The 15,637-nt window shown below is 59.9% G+C and carries 19 protein-coding genes and 2 tRNA genes; 9 read left to right on the forward strand and 12 right to left on the reverse strand.

The genetic code is table 11. The features are described from left to right. Positions 1 to 80 precede the first annotated feature (80 nt). Together EDE05_RS22810 and EDE05_RS22815 are read right to left on the reverse strand one after the other, a co-directional pair. Positions 81 to 419 carry a PilZ domain-containing protein gene (locus tag EDE05_RS22810; protein ID WP_112796771.1) on the reverse strand — a complete coding sequence of 113 codons (339 nt, stop codon included), beginning with the start codon at positions 417 to 419 and terminating at the stop codon, positions 81 to 83. Positions 420 to 510: 91 nt separating this feature from the next. Next, entirely contained in the window at positions 511 to 972 is a 462-nt protein-coding gene (locus EDE05_RS22815) for an Lrp/AsnC family transcriptional regulator (RefSeq protein WP_112796773.1), read from the reverse strand. Between the two features lie 155 nt (positions 973 to 1,127). On the opposite strand from EDE05_RS22815, the gene ald reads away from it, so the two are divergent. Together ald and EDE05_RS22825 are read left to right on the forward strand one after the other, a co-directional pair. After that, positions 1,128 to 2,246 carry an alanine dehydrogenase gene (ald, locus tag EDE05_RS22820; protein WP_112796775.1) on the forward strand — a complete coding sequence of 373 codons (1,119 nt, stop codon included), beginning with the start codon at positions 1,128 to 1,130 and terminating at the stop codon, positions 2,244 to 2,246. 208 nt (positions 2,247 to 2,454) lie between these two features. Further along, positions 2,455 to 3,138 (forward strand): PadR family transcriptional regulator, encoded by a 684-nt coding sequence (locus tag EDE05_RS22825; RefSeq protein WP_112796798.1) that lies wholly within the window; start codon positions 2,455 to 2,457, stop codon positions 3,136 to 3,138. Positions 3,139 to 3,183: 45 nt separating this feature from the next. Here EDE05_RS22825 and EDE05_RS22830 read toward each other — a convergent pair whose 3' ends face one another. The 5 genes from EDE05_RS22830 to EDE05_RS22850 all read right to left on the reverse strand — a co-directional run bounded on the left by EDE05_RS22830 (position 3,184) and on the right by EDE05_RS22850 (position 7,007). Then, positions 3,184 to 3,687, reverse strand: a complete 504-nt coding sequence (locus tag EDE05_RS22830) for a DUF1203 domain-containing protein (protein ID WP_112796778.1) — start codon at positions 3,685 to 3,687, stop codon at positions 3,184 to 3,186. A 73-nt stretch (positions 3,688 to 3,760) separates the two neighbouring features. Further along, positions 3,761 to 4,318 carry a GNAT family N-acetyltransferase gene (locus tag EDE05_RS22835; RefSeq protein WP_105374587.1) on the reverse strand — a complete coding sequence of 186 codons (558 nt, stop codon included), beginning with the start codon at positions 4,316 to 4,318 and terminating at the stop codon, positions 3,761 to 3,763. A gap of 4 nt (positions 4,319 to 4,322) precedes the next feature. Continuing rightward, the gene (gene sseA / locus EDE05_RS22840) at positions 4,323 to 5,189 is read right to left on the reverse strand and encodes a 3-mercaptopyruvate sulfurtransferase (RefSeq protein WP_112796780.1); all 867 of its coding nucleotides are present in this window, start codon (positions 5,187 to 5,189) and stop codon (positions 4,323 to 4,325) included. Positions 5,190 to 5,211: 22 nt separating this feature from the next. Continuing rightward, on the reverse strand, positions 5,212 to 5,949 hold the full coding sequence (locus tag EDE05_RS22845) for an alanyl-tRNA editing protein (RefSeq protein WP_112796782.1): 738 nt from the start codon (positions 5,947 to 5,949) through the stop codon (positions 5,212 to 5,214). Positions 5,950 to 5,969: 20 nt separating this feature from the next. Continuing rightward, the gene (locus tag EDE05_RS22850; RefSeq protein ID WP_112796784.1) at positions 5,970 to 7,007 is read right to left on the reverse strand and encodes a cysteine synthase A; all 1,038 of its coding nucleotides are present in this window, start codon (positions 7,005 to 7,007) and stop codon (positions 5,970 to 5,972) included. Positions 7,008 to 7,335: 328 nt separating this feature from the next. Here EDE05_RS22850 and EDE05_RS22855 point away from each other — a divergent pair, with 328 nt between their 5' ends. Continuing rightward, complete coding sequence (locus tag EDE05_RS22855) at positions 7,336 to 7,980, forward strand: ChrR family anti-sigma-E factor (RefSeq protein WP_112796786.1); 645 nt, start codon at positions 7,336 to 7,338, stop codon at positions 7,978 to 7,980. Between the two features lie 37 nt (positions 7,981 to 8,017). Here EDE05_RS22855 and EDE05_RS22860 read toward each other — a convergent pair whose 3' ends face one another. After that, complete coding sequence (locus EDE05_RS22860; protein ID WP_112796788.1) at positions 8,018 to 8,260, reverse strand: DUF982 domain-containing protein; 243 nt, start codon at positions 8,258 to 8,260, stop codon at positions 8,018 to 8,020. Positions 8,261 to 8,516: 256 nt separating this feature from the next. On the opposite strand from EDE05_RS22860, the gene EDE05_RS22865 reads away from it, so the two are divergent. Further along, a complete protein-coding gene (locus EDE05_RS22865; RefSeq protein WP_132413201.1) occupies positions 8,517 to 9,158 on the forward strand; it encodes an alpha/beta family hydrolase in 642 nt (213 codons plus the stop codon). Between the two features lie 209 nt (positions 9,159 to 9,367). Beyond that, positions 9,368 to 11,305, forward strand: a complete 1,938-nt coding sequence (locus tag EDE05_RS22870; RefSeq protein ID WP_132413199.1) for a sugar phosphate isomerase/epimerase and 4-hydroxyphenylpyruvate domain-containing protein — start codon at positions 9,368 to 9,370, stop codon at positions 11,303 to 11,305. Between the two features lie 66 nt (positions 11,306 to 11,371). Here EDE05_RS22870 and EDE05_RS22875 read toward each other — a convergent pair. Continuing rightward, positions 11,372 to 11,446, reverse strand: a tRNA-Asn gene (locus EDE05_RS22875). Positions 11,447 to 11,635: 189 nt separating this feature from the next. Here EDE05_RS22875 and EDE05_RS22880 point away from each other — a divergent pair. Then, the gene (locus EDE05_RS22880; protein WP_205839385.1) at positions 11,636 to 11,887 is read left to right on the forward strand and encodes a hypothetical protein; all 252 of its coding nucleotides are present in this window, start codon (positions 11,636 to 11,638) and stop codon (positions 11,885 to 11,887) included. A gap of 16 nt (positions 11,888 to 11,903) precedes the next feature. Here EDE05_RS22880 and EDE05_RS22885 read toward each other — a convergent pair whose 3' ends face one another. After that, on the reverse strand, positions 11,904 to 12,545 hold the full coding sequence (locus EDE05_RS22885) for an exopolysaccharide biosynthesis protein (protein WP_112800213.1): 642 nt from the start codon (positions 12,543 to 12,545) through the stop codon (positions 11,904 to 11,906). 387 nt (positions 12,546 to 12,932) lie between these two features. On the opposite strand from EDE05_RS22885, the gene EDE05_RS22890 reads away from it, so the two are divergent. Next, complete coding sequence (locus EDE05_RS22890; RefSeq protein ID WP_105374845.1) at positions 12,933 to 13,214, forward strand: hypothetical protein; 282 nt, start codon at positions 12,933 to 12,935, stop codon at positions 13,212 to 13,214. 317 nt (positions 13,215 to 13,531) lie between these two features. Here the strand turns inward: EDE05_RS22890 and EDE05_RS27530 are convergent, their stop codons facing one another. Then, positions 13,532 to 13,999 carry a DUF982 domain-containing protein gene (locus EDE05_RS27530; RefSeq protein ID WP_105374846.1) on the reverse strand — a complete coding sequence of 156 codons (468 nt, stop codon included), beginning with the start codon at positions 13,997 to 13,999 and terminating at the stop codon, positions 13,532 to 13,534. After that, positions 13,902 to 14,825, reverse strand: coding sequence for a lytic transglycosylase domain-containing protein (locus tag EDE05_RS22900; RefSeq protein ID WP_112800215.1), 924 nt, complete (start codon positions 14,823 to 14,825; stop codon positions 13,902 to 13,904). The genes EDE05_RS27530 and EDE05_RS22900 overlap by 98 nt, the downstream gene beginning before the upstream one ends. A 240-nt stretch (positions 14,826 to 15,065) precedes the next feature. On the opposite strand from EDE05_RS22900, the gene EDE05_RS22905 reads away from it, so the two are divergent. After that, positions 15,066 to 15,139 (forward strand) — tRNA-Cys (locus EDE05_RS22905). Between the two features lie 161 nt (positions 15,140 to 15,300). Then, on the forward strand, positions 15,301 to 15,498 hold the full coding sequence (locus tag EDE05_RS22910) for a hypothetical protein (RefSeq protein WP_112800217.1): 198 nt from the start codon (positions 15,301 to 15,303) through the stop codon (positions 15,496 to 15,498). The last annotated feature ends 139 nt before the right edge of the window (positions 15,499 to 15,637 follow it).

The raw sequence follows: 15,637 nt of genomic DNA on the forward strand, positions 1-15,637 counted from the left end.
CGCACGCGCTTGCATCAGTAAAATGACAGGGGAAACGCATCCTTGGAGGAGAGCGGGCTATGCCCTTCGTCCGCCGCTAGTCACCGGATGATGACAGGCTTCACCTCTTTATGGAAGAAACGGAAATAGGAGGAAACCTGGGCGGCGGCATTCGAATTCGGCCGGAACTGAATGCCGAGGCGACCGCGATGGCACCATTTTACGATGCCTTCGAGAATGCCGAGTTCCTCGCTCTCGACCTTGATCGTGCTGCCATTGGCGGCATGGAACGGCCCGCCGAGATCGAGCGCCATGCCGGTCGCGGAAAGATCGACGACACGGCCCTTGGCTTCCTGATTGTAATACCTCACCGTCCCATAAATTCGTGTCTTCTGGCGAGCCGCACTGCGGCTCTTCATGCCGATGGTCTTGCTGAGCATGGCGTCCTCAACGGTTAATCCTCGCAGCCGGGATAGCAGAGAAAAGTTGAGGGCGGTTTAGGCGGAACCGTAAAACTCGACGGAACGTGGTTCAGAGTCCCACATTGGGGCGGTCGATTATTTCGCGCAGCGCGAAACTCGAATTGATCTTGACCACATGGGGCAGTGCCGACAGCCAGTCGCGGTGAATCCGCTCGTAATCCTCCAGGTCCTTGGCGGCTACCCGCAAGATATAATCGTATTCGCCGGACATCAGATAGCAGACCAGCACATTGGGGCAGAGTTTCACCGCTGCCTCGAACTCGGTCAGCGTCTTGGCAAACTGACCCGACAGCGAGATGTGGACGATGACCATCATCTTGTACTCGAGCGCCTTGTTCGACAGGCGCGCATGGTAGCCGCTGATGGTCCCGTTCTTTTCCAGGATGTCGAGGCGGCGCGAACAGGCCGACGGCGACAGCCCCACCCTGTCGGCAAGCTCCGCATTGGAGATGCGGCCGTTATCCTGAAGGGTCCGCATTATCGCAAGATCAATGGCATCAAGCGCGCTCATTCGAAGCTTTCCCGAAAAAATTCTGTTCCTTGCAATAATCTGCGAAAATTCTGCTTTTCGCAATTCGTCTTCGCAAGGACATTCCGCAGGTTCTCTGGTTTGCTGTGAGTTGGGAACATCAACAGGCGAAAGCCACGAACAGAGAGGAACGCTGCATGCGTGTCGGGTGCCCGAAGGAAATCAAAAATCATGAATACCGTGTGGGCCTGACGCCCGGCGCGGTACGCGAATATGTGGCGCATGGACATGAGGTCTTCATCGAAACCAAGGCAGGCGCCGGCATCGGCGCGGATGATGCCGCCTATATCGCAGCCGGCGCCAAGATCGTCGGCACGGCGAAAGAGATTTTCGAAAAATCCGACATGGTCGTGAAGGTCAAGGAGCCGCAGCCGGCGGAATGGGCGCAGCTCCGTGACGGTCAGCTTCTTTATACCTATCTCCACCTCGCTCCTGATCCGGAACAGACCAAGGGCCTGCTCGCGTCCGGTGTCACGGCCGTCGCTTACGAGACGGTTACCGACGAGCGCGGCGGTCTTCCGCTTCTGGCGCCGATGTCGGAAGTGGCCGGGCGGCTTGCGATCCAGGCAGGCGCGACTGCGCTGCAGAAGGCCAATGGCGGCCGCGGTATCCTTCTTGGCGGCGTGCCGGGCGTCTTGCCGGCCAAGGTTGCAGTCATCGGTGGCGGCGTCGTCGGCCTGCATGCGGCCAAGATGGCAGCGGGCCTTGGTGCCGACGTTACCATTATCGACCGCTCGCTGCCGAGGCTTCGCCAGCTCGACGATATCTTCAACGGCCGCGTCCACACGCGCTACTCGACGATCGACGCGGTCGAGGAAGAAGTCTTCTCCGCCGATCTCATCATCGGTGCAGTGCTTATCCCAGGTGCAGCTGCGCCAAAACTCGTCAGTCGTGAGATGCTCTCCGGCATGAAGCGGGGCGCGGTCATGGTCGACGTTGCGATCGACCAGGGCGGCTGCTTCGAGACCTCGCATGCAACCACCCATTCCGAGCCAACCTACGAGGTCGATGGCATCGTTCATTATTGCGTGGCCAACATGCCCGGCGCCGTGCCGGTGACGTCTGCGCATGCCTTAAACAATGCGACCCTCCAGCACGGGCTTGCCCTTGCCGACCGTGGGCTGCGGGCGATTGCGGAAGATCGGCACCTGCGCAACGGCCTCAACGTCCACAAGGGCCGGGTGACCAACAAGCCGGTTGCCGAAGCCCTGGGTTACGAAGCTTTCGCACCGGAAAGTCTGCTCAACGTAGCGTGAGGGGTCGATCGGATTTAGATATATCTAAACAGATCGAGCAGCCTGAAATACTCAAATATCGTGGGGCTGAAGGCGCCGAACTTAAAGGTCCGGCGCCTTTTTCGTAATTTTTGCAAAAAGATATGATTTAGATATATCATAAATCTTGACGGCGGTTCGATCCTATCCTAGCTTTAGATATATCGAAAGATGATCTAAGGAGATGAAGATGTTCAAGCACCGGTTTGATGGACGGAATGGCTGCGGCGAACGCGGCGGTCGCAGGGGTTTTGAGGAAATGTTCGCAGCGCGCGCCTTTGGCGGCGGATTTGGCCGCGGTCCCGGAGGCCGCGGCGGCCCGGGTGGTCGCGGTTTCGGCGACGAAGGTGACGGCCGCATCGGCCGGTTTTTGATGCAGGGCGATCTGCGCCTGGTGGTTCTCGCGCTGATCGAAAAGGAGCCGCGCCATGGCTACGAGATCATCAAGCACATAGAGGATCTGACATACGGCTTTTATGCACCAAGCCCGGGGGTCATCTATCCGACCCTGACTTATCTCGAAGAGGCGGGTTATGTGGTCGCCGAAGCCGACGGCAACAAGAAGCGTTACGCGATCACGGACGAGGGCCGGAAATTTCTCGATGAGAACCGGAGCTTCGCGGCGACGATTCTCGACCGGCTTTCGCAGCTCGCCGAGCGCATCAAGCAGCGGCAGGAACGGCACGAGCGGGGCAGGGACGGGGGCCCGACTTTGCCACGCAGCGTCGATGCTGCCATGCTGAACCTGCGGGAGACGATCGCCCGCAAGCTCGAAGCGGATGAGAAGAAGGGCAGTGAAATCGTTCGGCTGCTGCTCGACTTTGCCGAAAACCTTGAACGCGGCGACGATCAACCCGGCAACATCCAGAACTGACGGCAGCAGGCGCGCCTGCAACCTCGACCGGCGCGCCTTTAACGTTCAGATCGCCGTTGCCGCATCGGCGAAAGCCGGCGTTGTCACCTTATCTATTCGACATTGATAACAATTGTTGCGCGCCGAACGGACATGCACATAGGCGATGTCATCGCGGGCGAGCAGTTCTTCGGCACGCGACGCGATCCTTTCCGTCGGCGTCACCGCACCGCTGCCATAGACGATGCGGTCTTCGTGGCTGTAGCCGCGAACGATGTAGTCGCTGCTCGACAGCATCGGTGGGATGATCTCGTCGGCTGCATAACGTTCGCACGGTTGCCTGTGCAGGAAGATTGGTCCGGTCTCCGCATAAGGCTGCAACGCCGGGAAGGGCCGATAAGCGAGCACAAAAAGTTCCTCGCCCGCATCGATATTCTTCAGACAATGGCGGCATGGATAGCCGGGGCCATCGGAGATCATTGTTTCGGGCTGCCGCCCGTAGGCGTCTAGGCCGCCGTTCCAGAGATGTTCGGCATCTGCGGCGGGCATGGCGATGAAGGCGACGGTCATGGCAAACTCCTTCTTGGATCTGCCTTTGAATGCTCCCGAACGGATCGGGAAACCACCCGTTTCTTGCCTGAACTCAGGCGTCCAGCGCCTTGAGCAATTCCGCATCCGTCATCGGCGTCACCAGCGCCTCATAGGTGGAAACCGGCGAGAAGCCCATCATCTGGTAGAGCTGCAGGGCGCGCGGGTGATCGAGCGTGTTGGTGGTGACCGTCACCTTCTGCGGATTGTCCTGCCAGGCGATATAGAGCGCCTGCAGCAGAAACCATTTGCCGATGCCAAGCCCGATCGCTCGTTCGAACAGGCCGAAATAGGAGAGTTCGACGACCTCGTCGCTTTGCTTGGCCAGTTCGAAGAAACCTGCCGGCGCTCCATGGACATAGAGTACGGTGACGGAGACGCGCGGATCGTGGATCGCCGCGGCAAGTTCCTCGTCGCTTAGCTTGAGCCGATTATACCAGTGCCAGCGCTTGCCCACCTGCCGGTAGAGATAACGGTAATAATGCAGCGGAATGTCGGTCGCGCGGATGATTGCCGTCTGGAGATTGACAGGCACCGGCAGGCTGGCCTTCGGCGGTGCAGTCATTTCCAGTTGCGTGACATGGGCCTTGAGCGGTGCTGGCTTCCTTGCCATCGGCTTATGCCACTTTGGAAGCGGGCGGTCCGGTGACGACCGGCGCGTCTTCGCGGCTGCCCCATTCCGTCCAGGACCCGTCATAAAGCGCGTTGTCCTCATGACCGAGCGATTCGAGCGCAAGCGTGATGATCGCTGCGGTGATCCCCGAACCGCAGCTCGTCACGACCGGCCGGCCGAAATCGATGCCCGCACCCTCGATCGCCTCTCTGAGTTCCGGCAGGGAGCGCAGCTTGCCGTTCACGGAGAACGTACCGGAAGGAAGGCTGCGGGCGCCGGGCATATGGCCGGATCGCAGGCCCGCGCGGGGCTCGGGTTCGGTTCCGGCGAAGCGTCCGGCCGAACGGGCGTCGGCGATCTGTCGCGAGCCGTCGCTGACGATCGAGAGCATCGTCTGAAAATCGATTACCTTATCCACCCGGAAGTTGGTTTTGAATGTCACCGCTTCCGGCTTCGGGAGGACTGTTTCGAGCGGTCTACCTTCCGCCTTCCAGCCGTCAAGTCCGCCATCCAGGATGAAGACGTTTTGAGCTCCCATGGTGCGGAAGAGCCACCAGCCGCGCGGCGCCGAGAAGATGCCGGGACCGTCGTAGATGACGATCCGGTCTGTCTCGCGGATTCCCATCTTGCCGACGGTCTCGGCAAACACCTCGGGTGAAGGTACCATGTGCGGCAGCCCGCTCGAGTGGTCGGCGACCTTGTCGTGGTCGAAGCGGACGGCGCCAGGAATGTGGCCGGCAGCATATTCCGCATCGGCATCGCGGTTTTGCGCGGCCAGATAAAAGGAGGCGTCGACGATCTTCAGGTCAGGGCTGCCGAGGTGGCTCTGAAGCCATTCGGACGAAACGACGAAACGGCTGGTTCCGCTCATGTAACTCTCCCTCGGGCCGAGATCAGCCCTCTGTGCCGGGCTCGCCGAACCGGATGCGGAAACGACGGTTCTCCTTGCCCTTCTTTTCGATCTTGGCGATGTGAATCGCGCCGACCTCCTGCGTTTCGGAGACATGTGTGCCGCCGCAAGGCTGGCTGTCAATGCTGGAGTTTTCGCCGATGCAGATCAGGCTGACGCGGCCCATGCCCATCGGCGGCCGGACGTTCTTGGATTTGACGATGCCGGGATTGGCCGCGAGCTCCTCGTCGGTGATCCATTGCACATAGACGGGGTGGTTCTGGCCGACGAGTTCCATCAGCCTTGCCGTTACCTCGTCCTTGTCGATCGTTTCGCTCATGTCGAAGTCGACGCGCGATTCCTCCTCGCCGACCGCTGCACCGGTGATCGGATACTGGCAGACGACGGAAAGCAGGTGGCAGGCGGTGTGCATGCGCATCAGCCTGTAGCGGCGCGGCCAGTCGACATGCAGCGTCAGCTTCTCGCCGACGAGGAGTTGCGGCTCGCCTTCGAGCGGCACATGGATGACGATGTCCTTGGCGGCTCCGTGCTTCGTCTGGCCGAGCTGAATTTTTGTCCCGTCGGCACGTTCGAGGAAGCCGGTATCGCCGGGCTGGCCCCCCGAGGTCGCGTAGAAGCAGGTCCGGTCGAGTTCTATGCCGCCGTCCTCGTGGATAGCCGTCACCACCGCTTCGGCCGTCGAAAGGTAGAAGTCGTCGCGATAGAGGATTTCAACGGGCATAGGTCACTCGATCATCTGTATCAGGCGGTCTGGAAGGGGACGGAAATGTGCCGCTTTTGGGTAAGCCATGCGGGAACCGGCAAGCCCTTCGATTTCAGGAAATCGGGATTGAAGAGCTTCGACTGATAGCGGTTGCCGTAATCGCAGAGGATCGTCACGATCGTGTGGCCGGGGCCGAGGTCGCGCGCAAGCCGGATGGCGCCGGCAATATTGATGCCGGTCGATCCGCCGAGGCAGAGGCCTTCCTTCTCGACGAGGTCGAAGATCAAGGGCAGGGCTTCGGCATCCGGAATGCGATAGGCGAAATCGGGTGTGAAGCCTTCGAGATTGGCGGTAATGCGGCCCTGGCCGATACCCTCCGTGATGGAGGATCCTTCCGATTTAAGCTCGCCATGGGCGTAATACTCGTAGAGGGCGGCGCCCTCGGGATCGGCGATGCCGATCTTGACATTGGGTTTTTTCGCCCGGAGACCCTTGGCGACACCTGCGAGCGTGCCGCCGGAGCCGACAGCGCAGATGAACCCGTCGACCTTGCCGTTGGTCTGCTCCCAGATTTCCGGTGCGGTCGTCTCAACGTGGGCTTCCCGGTTGGCGACATTGTCGAACTGATTGGCCCAGATGGCCCCGGCAGGCTCGCTTTTGGCAAGTTCTTCCGCGAGACGCCCGGAAATCTTCACGTAGTTGTTGGGATTTTTATAAGGAACCGCAGGCACCTCCACCAGTTCGGCGCCGAATAGCTTCAGCGCATCCTTCTTTTCCTGGCTCTGGGTTTCCGGAATGACGATAACCGTGCGGTAACCGAGCGCCTTGGCGACCAGCGTCAGGCCGATCCCTGTATTGCCTGCGGTCCCCTCGACGATCACGCCGCCCGGCCGCAGCAGTCCCTTCTTCTCCGCTTCGCGGATGATGTAGAGTGCCGCGCGATCCTTGACCGACTGGCCGGGATTGAGGAATTCGGCCTTTCCGAAAATCTCACAGCCGGTCGCTTCGGAAGCACCTTTCAATCGGATAAGGGGCGTATTGCCGATCACGTCGAGGACGGAGGAATGGGAGGTCATCGGGCTACCTTGTTGTTCCATGCTGATTTAAGACCGGTCTTTTCGGCGGGCAAGCGTCGGAGAGCAAGAAATTCTGTTTCCGGAAAGAGTGGACCCCGGTAAAATCCATCTTCGGTTGATGAAAGACCGCGGGCGGGCGGTTGCCGCGCGATCGAGGGGCCGGTCGCCGCGCCCCGGGGGTCCCCTGAGATTTGAGATTTTAATATCACGGAAACAGTAATCCAAAACCGCTGCCGTACGTATATCAATTCGATTGAAGCCCATACTGAACCGTGTCATTCATGATTTTCGCGCAGCGTGAATTTCACTTACGAACTGGCCTTTGGACATGCTGCTGAACCTGGAGAGGTTAGACCTTCTTATCGCACACTACGTGGCCGGCGCTCTTCCGAAACCGGCCGATGTGCTTGTCGGGTCTTATCTGGAAATGCAAGCTGCGGCGGCGCGCCTTGCAAGTCTGCTCGAGGGAATAGCCGGTGAGGTTTTGGCCGGCAGCGAACCGCTTGCAATGTCAAATCGGGATCAGAGCCTCGAAAAGATCTTCCTCTCACGCCCGCCCGTGATCGCAAGCGAAAAGTCCCAATATTCCCGATCCGGTCTTCCCTCCCTCCTGCAATCCTATGCGGGGGGCGATCTTGCGGACATCCCATGGCGAACACGGCTGCCGGGATTCCGGCAGTATGTCATCGAAAAATCCAAGGACGTGGAAGCCAGTCTTCTCTGGCTGCGCCCGGGTAGGGCCATTCCCCACCATGGGCATAAGGGACTGGAACTGACGCTGGTGATCGAGGGCGAGTTCCACGACCATCGGGGCCGGTTTGCAGCTGGGGATGTTTCTGTCGCTGATGAAACGCTGGATCATCGGCCCGTCGCGGCAAGCCGCGCACCGTGCATCTGCTTTTCCATCCTGTTCGCGCCGATTTCTCTTTCCGGTCGGATACCGAGATTGGTGGGCGATATTCTCGGCATATGAGCGGCAAAGAAAAAGCCGGCATTCACCGGCTTGACGTCTAGTTCAGGTGAAGCTGCGCTTCACTGACTGCCTGCTCGAATTGCTGGCGCGCTTCCTCCGGTGATCTGCGGCCGTCGAGCGCGGCCCGGCAGATGCTGCGTGCCTTGACGAAATGCGGTCCGCGCATATCCGGCCACCGATCGGTCAATAAAGCCAACGCCTCGAAAGGTCCGTTGATGACCTCTGTTCCGAGATGGCCGAATGCAACGCGAACCGGCTTTTGCCAGCTTGTCTGCGGCATGTGTGTCTCCTCCCTGGATACCAACCATAACAAACGCGCAACGCCTGAAACGGTTCCTTCCGCCTACGCATAAAAATTTGCACCCGCTGATCGCTATTGTCTATCCGAAAATGCCGGCAGGCCAGTAGAGCGGGAGTAGGATGTAGTCTGACATTGCTTGCCTCTTCAGGCGCCGAGTCAGGTCCCGATCATTTCCTTGCAGGCGACGAAGAATGGTTGCTATGAGGCCCTGAAGAGTGATCGCGGGAGAGGCGCCATGCAGGAACGATTTCTCATCCAGGGACCGAGCAATTCCAGCGTCACGATCCTTTTGGCGCATGGCGCCGGCGCACCGATGGATTCGGCCTCCATGACTGCGGCGGCAGATGCTCTCGCCTCCCAAGGTTTTCGCGTCGCCCGCTTCGAGTTCGGCTACATGAGAGCCCGCCGGACGTCCGGCGAGCGAAAGCCGCCGCCGAAAGCGGAAACCCTCAATCCGGAATACGGGGCTGCGATCAACGAAATCGGCAATACGGAAAGATTGATTATCGGCGGAAAGTCCATGGGCGGCAGGGTCGCCAGCATGATCGCTGACAACCTCTATGCCGAAAGCAAGGTGGCGGGGCTCCTTTGCCTTGGTTATCCCTTTCATCCACCCGGCAAGCCGGATCAGCTTCGCACGCAGCATCTCAAGGCTCTGAAGACGCCCGCGCTGATATGCCAGGGGACGCGCGACGAATTCGGCACGCGGGAAGAGGTCTCCGGCTACCAGTTATCCGACAGCATCGAAATCCTCTGGCTGGAGGATGGCGATCACGACCTCAAGCCGCGCAAGACGATCTCCGGCTTCTCGACAGCCGATCACCTCGCCACAATGGCGCAGATGGTCCGGGCCTGGGCGGACCAGCTAAAACTTTAGCCTCAAGCAATCCGCGGTCGTCAGACATTTTTGGCAGTGATCGAACCGTGGGCGCGTTGGGTCACCGGGTGGTGAGGCGCCTCCTCGACAGACTTTGTTTCTTCCCGTTTGATGTTACGTACTATTTAGTACAAAATGTTTTGGCACGAATGCAGGCCTATTGCAGCGGCTGCGTGGCATGGCGGATGGATTTGGAGGAGTGGCGAGCGATGAAGACCTCGATAGCGACGGTATCGATCAGCGGTGAGTTGCCTGAGAAGCTTGAGGCGATTGCGAGAGCCGGGTTTGACGGGGTTGAGATCTTCGAGAACGACTTTCTGGCGTTTGACGGGTCGCCTGCGGATGTCGGGAAGATGGTTCGCGATTATGGGCTGACGATCACCCTGTTCCAGCCGTTCCGCGATTTCGAGGGCATGCCGGAGCCGCTGCGGGGGCGCACCTTCGACCGGGCCGAGCGCAAGTTCGACGTCATGCAGGAGCTCGGCACCGATCTTCTCTTGGTCTGCTCGAATGTCTCGCCGGTGTCGCTTGGCGGCATCGAGCGGGCGGCAGCCGATTTCCACGAGCTCGGCGAGCGAGCGGCCGCCCGCGGCCTGAAGGTCGGCTACGAGGCGCTCGCCTGGGGCCGGCATATCAGCGACCACCGCGACGCCTGGGAGATCGTCCGGCGCGCCGATCATCCAAATATCGGCCTCATCCTCGACAGTTTCCACACCCTGTCGAAGAAGATCGACATCAATTCGATCCGCTCGATCCCGAAGGACAAGATCTTCATCGTGCAGCTTGCCGATGCGCCGCTGATCGACATGGACCTGCTCTACTGGTCCAGACATTTCCGCAACATGCCGGGCGAGGGCGATCTTCCGGTGAGGGAGTTTACCGCCGCCGTCGCCGAAACCGGTTATGACGGCTATTTCTCGCTGGAGATCTTCAACGACCAGTTCCGCGGCGGACAGGCCCGGGCGATTGCCGCCGACGGCTACCGCTCGCTGATCTATCTCGGCGACCGGGTGCGCCGCAGCAGCCCCGGTGCGGCCAGCCTTCCGGTGCCGGCGATGCCGGACCGGGCAAGGGTCGAGGGCGTCGGTTTCGTGGAATTTTCCGCCGACGAGAAGGACGCTGCCGATCTCGTTGCGATTCTGAAGACGCTCGGCTTTCGAAGGACCGGCGTCCACAGGACGAAGAAGGTCGGCCTGTTTGAGCAAGGCGGCATCCGGCTTCTCGTCAATACCGAGGACCGGGGATTTGCCGGTGCCTCGTTTGCGGTGCATGGCACCTCGGCCTATGCGACGGCGCTTGTCGTCGACGATGCGCAGGCAGCACTTGCGCGCGCCATGGCGCTCGGCGCCGAACCGTTCATCCAGCCGGTCGGCCCCGGCGAGGTGGAGATCCCGGCGATCCGCGGCGTCGGCGGCGGGCTGATCTACCTGCTCGACGACAGAAGCGAACTCGGCCGCTTTTCCGAGATCGACTTTATCCCGGTCGACGACGAGGCAGGGGCCGGGACAAGAACAGGGGCAGGGACAGAGCCAGAGGCTGAGGCCGTGGTGCCGGCGCATCTTACCCATGTCGACCACATCGCCCAGACGGTCGCCTACGAGGAAATGCCGACCTGGCTTTTGTTCTACACGGCGATCTTCGAGATGCAGAAGACGCCGATGGTCGACATCATCGATCCGGCCGGCGTGGTGCGCAGCCAGGTGGTGGAAAACGCCTCGGGCACGCTGAGAATCACCCTGAACGGGGCGGAGAACCGCCGCACGCTCGCCGGCCATTTCATCGCCGAGACATTCGGCTCCGGCATCCAGCATCTGGCTTTTTCCACAGACGACATCTTCAAAACCGCCGAGGCGCTCAAGCAGAACGGCTTTCGGCCGCTTGCCATCTCGCCCAACTATTACGGCGACGTGGAGGCCCGCTTCGGGCTCGACCCGGCGCTCACCGAAAGGCTGAAGGCTGACAACATCCTCTACGACCGCGACGACAACGGCGAATATTTCCAGCTCTACAGCATGACCTATGGCGAGGGCTTCTTCTTCGAAATCGTCGAACGGCGCGGCTACAAAGGCTACGGCGCCCCAAACGCAATCTTCCGCATCGCAGCGCTCAAAAAACAGATGCGACCCGAGGGCATGCCGAAAGCCTGAGCCACCGTGGATAAGGTGGGCCGAAAACGACAAAAGCGCGCCATTGGCGCGCTTTTGTTCAGAAACTGGCTCCCCGGGCCGGATTCGAACCGGCGACCTGTCGATTAACAGTCGAATGCTCTACCGCTGAGCTACCAGGGATCAACCGCTCGGTGGCGGCGTGAGCGGGGTAATACAAATGCTTTGCCGTTTTGCCAAGCGCTTTTTGCAAAAAAATCGAACTTGGTTGTTTTATCCCCGTTTAAGCCCCATCTGCTCGGGAAAGCAGCCTTCAAGGAATAAGGAGAATGAGCTCTGGTGACTGAAGAGCGGAAGTCGACGAGATTCGGAATGGACCCCCAGAGCGGCAAGCTGGCGTTTGGCAGCTGGCAGATTCCGATGCCTCGCTCTCGTATCGGCCGCGTCGGCATCGGCCTGACGCTGATCGTCGGCGGAACGCTCGGCTTTCTGCCGGTGCTGGGCTTCTGGATGCTGCCGCTCGGTTTTCTGGTTCTCTCACACGACCTGCCCATCGTCCGGCGCAAGCGTCGCCGTATCGCCGTCTGGTGGGCGAGGCGAAAGGCCAGCAAGGCTGACAGGTGAAGCGGGTGGGCTCTTATCAGCTCAGCAGCGACGCCAAGCCCTGGCCGGCGCTGAAGGCCGCATAGGCGAGTACGCCGAAATAGATCACCGTGATCACGTTGAAGAGATAGCCGCCCAGCACGATCAGGCCGTCGCGCTGGATCATCCCGGTGGACAAGAGAAGGATCGCGATCCCCGGCAACGTGTTCGAGAACGGGATGAGGCCGAGCGGGAACATCAGCAATATGCCGGCCAGGGTGATCGCAAGTCCGTTCAGCCGGTTCATGAACCTGCCCGTCGTGAGCGCCGAGAGGCGCGGCTTCAGGAAACGGTCGAGCCGCGAAACGATATTGACGCCCTTTTCCAGGGCGGGCACGAGCTTCTTCGTGTCGAGCTGACGGTCGAGGATCTTCTTCGGCAGCCAGGGCAAGCGGTTTGCGGTAATCGCCAGGCTGATCAGAATGATGGCTGCGCCAAAAACGGTGCTGACGCCTGGAATCGAAACAGGAATGAGGAAGGGCAGCGAGGCGACGGCGCAGATGAGCAGAAGGCCCTGTTCGCCCACGGCATCCATCAGTTCGCGCAGTGTAACCGACTGGCCCCTGATCCCGTTGATGAGCTGCCGCAGTGTGCCGCTCAAAGAAGTGGAGGTGTCCTCAAATTCGATGCTTCCGTCCAAGCTGATGCTCCGCGCAGTCTCCGTCGGGTCGGATGCATAGCAGCATTCGGCATGTGAGCAAAGGCCGCGCACCCGCAGAGGCGGTATCGCAGGGTGAGAGCCGTGGGTTTCGTCGCGGCAGCCGTTCTACTTCGAAGCCATCCAGTGGTCATAGGCGCCGCAGGCCAGCACGACAGCAAGGATCGCCACCACGACAGGATTAAGCGCTGTCATGAATTCCAGATATTGCATGTCGGTCTCCTCCTACCGCATGTCCGCCCGACATCTCCCAATGGGCAATATAAGAATTCTAACACCCTTTTAGTCGCCTCGCTACTTTAGGATTCTTGCAACGAAAGCGGCGCATCCTCTTGGGAATCGCTGTGTAAAAGACGTGGGGCAAAGAAGATGTTCCGAGTGATCGAGGGCGGGATGGGCGCAGGCCCGTCACCGATTTCCTATGAGACCGCTGACGAGGTGCCGACGCGGGACGACGTGTTGCGGGAGGCCGAGAGGCGGCGCAGGGCAACGGGTTACGACAGGTGGCGCAACCGGGAGCAGCTCACGGGAATCCCGATCCCGCGCGAGATCAGCTACCTCGCAATGCAAATCGGCTACGCAGCGGAAGCTATCGGCAGATTGGCCGAGATTCCCGCCGACTTCCGCGCGGACATCTACTGGCCGGCGTGATCGGCGCCGGCAGGTGCATCAGAATAATGTCATGAAGAGATGACCGACATACATGATGCCGACAAGCGACGCTATGGTCGCGCACGCCGCTACGGCGTCGGAGACAGTGAGCTTCATACTGTTTATCGCCATCATGGCGATCCTTCTCATAAGGATATTGATGGCAACATCGCCATCGCTCACCGAATTTAAGCAAAACCTTTAAAGAAGCTCTTGATAACCATGGTTAACATCCGCTTCGTCGCAAGACATCCGCAACCTTTCGGCACGTGCACTCATCGCTGCCGCCGAAGCGGATCGCTTTGGGGGCTCGCTGATCAGCTCAGCATTTTTGCCTCTATGCTCGCAAGGACGAAGGTTTCCCGAACCTTTTCCAGAGGGATCTTTCGCTGCAGCCCGGCTGCGCATTCCTTGAGAGCCTGGAGGTAATACGTGCCTTCCCGGATCGGCCAGCGCCAGTTGAGATAATCAAGCGCTTCCCTGGGGCCTCGTATCATTTCAGGAAATCCGTATCCGATACGCACTCTGACAGGAGCACTCCACAGAACTTCATCGACTTCTGTTGCCTTACTCATCATTCCACACCTTGGCATTGCGGCGCGAAAACTCACGAGGCGAGGATTGGTTCCCCTACGGCGGCAAATTTTGATGCACGTGATTTGATGCTGGAGGAGGTGTCCGAAGTAATCAATTTTTGAAGACCGTGCAGGGGACACCCGCGGATCTGACGCGCGTGCAGAGGTCGGTTGCCTCGGCTCTGGTCGCTTTTCCGATTCTCGCGGCATAGCGGGGGCGAGAGCCGAAATTTCCGCCTTTTTGCCGGACGATGAGAGGACGTTCGTCGCTGAGGGCGGGTGGAAGTCTCGTTATTGCATTGGCGAAGAGCCGGTTGGCGACGTGCGGATTATAATGTGCGGACAGTTGCACGCCCCACGGCGCCCAGTCGGCTCCACTCAGCAGAACCGGCTCATTGAGGTTCCTCGTCTCGGCGAGCGTGACGCAGCCGTCCATGAAGGATTTTTCGGCCGCAAGGGGAGGGGCCGGCTTGTCGGGAGGAGCATCTCTCCAGGTCTCCACGGGATATCCCGTTATCGCAAACACATAGTCGCGCGTTTCGATCGGCAGGCGACCAAGCTTCAGGAATGTCTCCAGTCCGCTTTCGCCTGCGTTGTAGGCCGCCGCCGCCAGTCCGAGATTTCCGAACCGGTTCCGCAGGTCGTCGAGATAGCGGGAAGATGCCGTCAGCGCCTCGATCGCGTCGAAGCTGTTCTGCAGTCCGCGCAACCTGGCGGTTCCCGGCATGAACTGGGCAATTCCCTCGGCGCCCTTATGGCTGACGGCACCGGGCCTGAACAGGCTTTCGCGCCAGATAAGCCGCGCGAAGAACTCGGGTGGTAGGTTGCTGTCCGCCGCCGTATGCTCCAGGACCTTGCAAAGGTCATGATTGAAGCTTTTGGCGCGGATGCATAAAGGAGGCCCCCCGCCTTCCGCGCCTCGTTCGTAAAGGCACCGGTCCTCCGCTGCTTCCTCGGCCACAGCATCGCCGTAGCCCGGAAGCGGCACCACGCTCAGCGCCAATGCGCAGATGCTCCGCAGAACCCGAGAGCTCATAACCAACCTCAGCGGACCGCCGTCCAACGTTGACTGCGCGGCGATAATGCCAAAAGGACGGATGAAGAGAAACTACTTATCCGCAGGGCTGCTTTCGCTTGATTTTCGAGGCGTTGCGGGAAACGGGACGCGAACCGCAATCAGCGATGAAAAAACGGCGACATTCGGCATGAACCCGCTTGCGCCATCATTCGATTCGTTCTAAACGCCCGACACCACTCGCTCTTTATGCGTACGGACGGCCTCGTGGCGGAGTGGTGACGCAGAGGACTGCAAATCCTTGCACCCGAGTTCGATTCTCGGCGAGGCCTCCATTCTCCTTACAATCACAACAATCCGATCTTTCTTTTCGATCAAGTATTTACCATGCCGTTTTGTGTGCGGTGCAATATGGTTAATTTTTAACTTTCTCCCTCTAGGCTTGGAACAGAACGGCCTGTTCATTGCTTTATGCGCCGAACGGAGGGAAAGCGACATGATCACCAGACTTATCACCGTCCATCGCCAGCCGGCCAATGAGGGCGAAGGTACGGGTACCTTCGCCGATGGCATCTTTCCGCTGACCTCTGCCGAACAATCTGCCTTCGACAGGGATCACGGTCTGCGCACCTCCTATACCCGGGACTACGTCGTTGTCCGCCGTCTGGACGAGGCGCCGCGCGCCTACGCGTGACCCGTCTCGTTCCGGCCGGCGCTCCCCCGCGTTCCGAAATCCCCTGCGCTTTTTTGCCTCGAAGACCCGCAATGTCTTGAAAGCGGAACGCGCCGTCAGTAAGACGGGACACGAACCGCGCCTGGCGCCGGATGATTTG

The sequence above is a fragment of the Neorhizobium sp. R1-B genome, from assembly GCF_004368875.1.
Classification (GTDB): domain Bacteria; phylum Pseudomonadota; class Alphaproteobacteria; order Rhizobiales; family Rhizobiaceae; genus Neorhizobium; species Neorhizobium huautlense.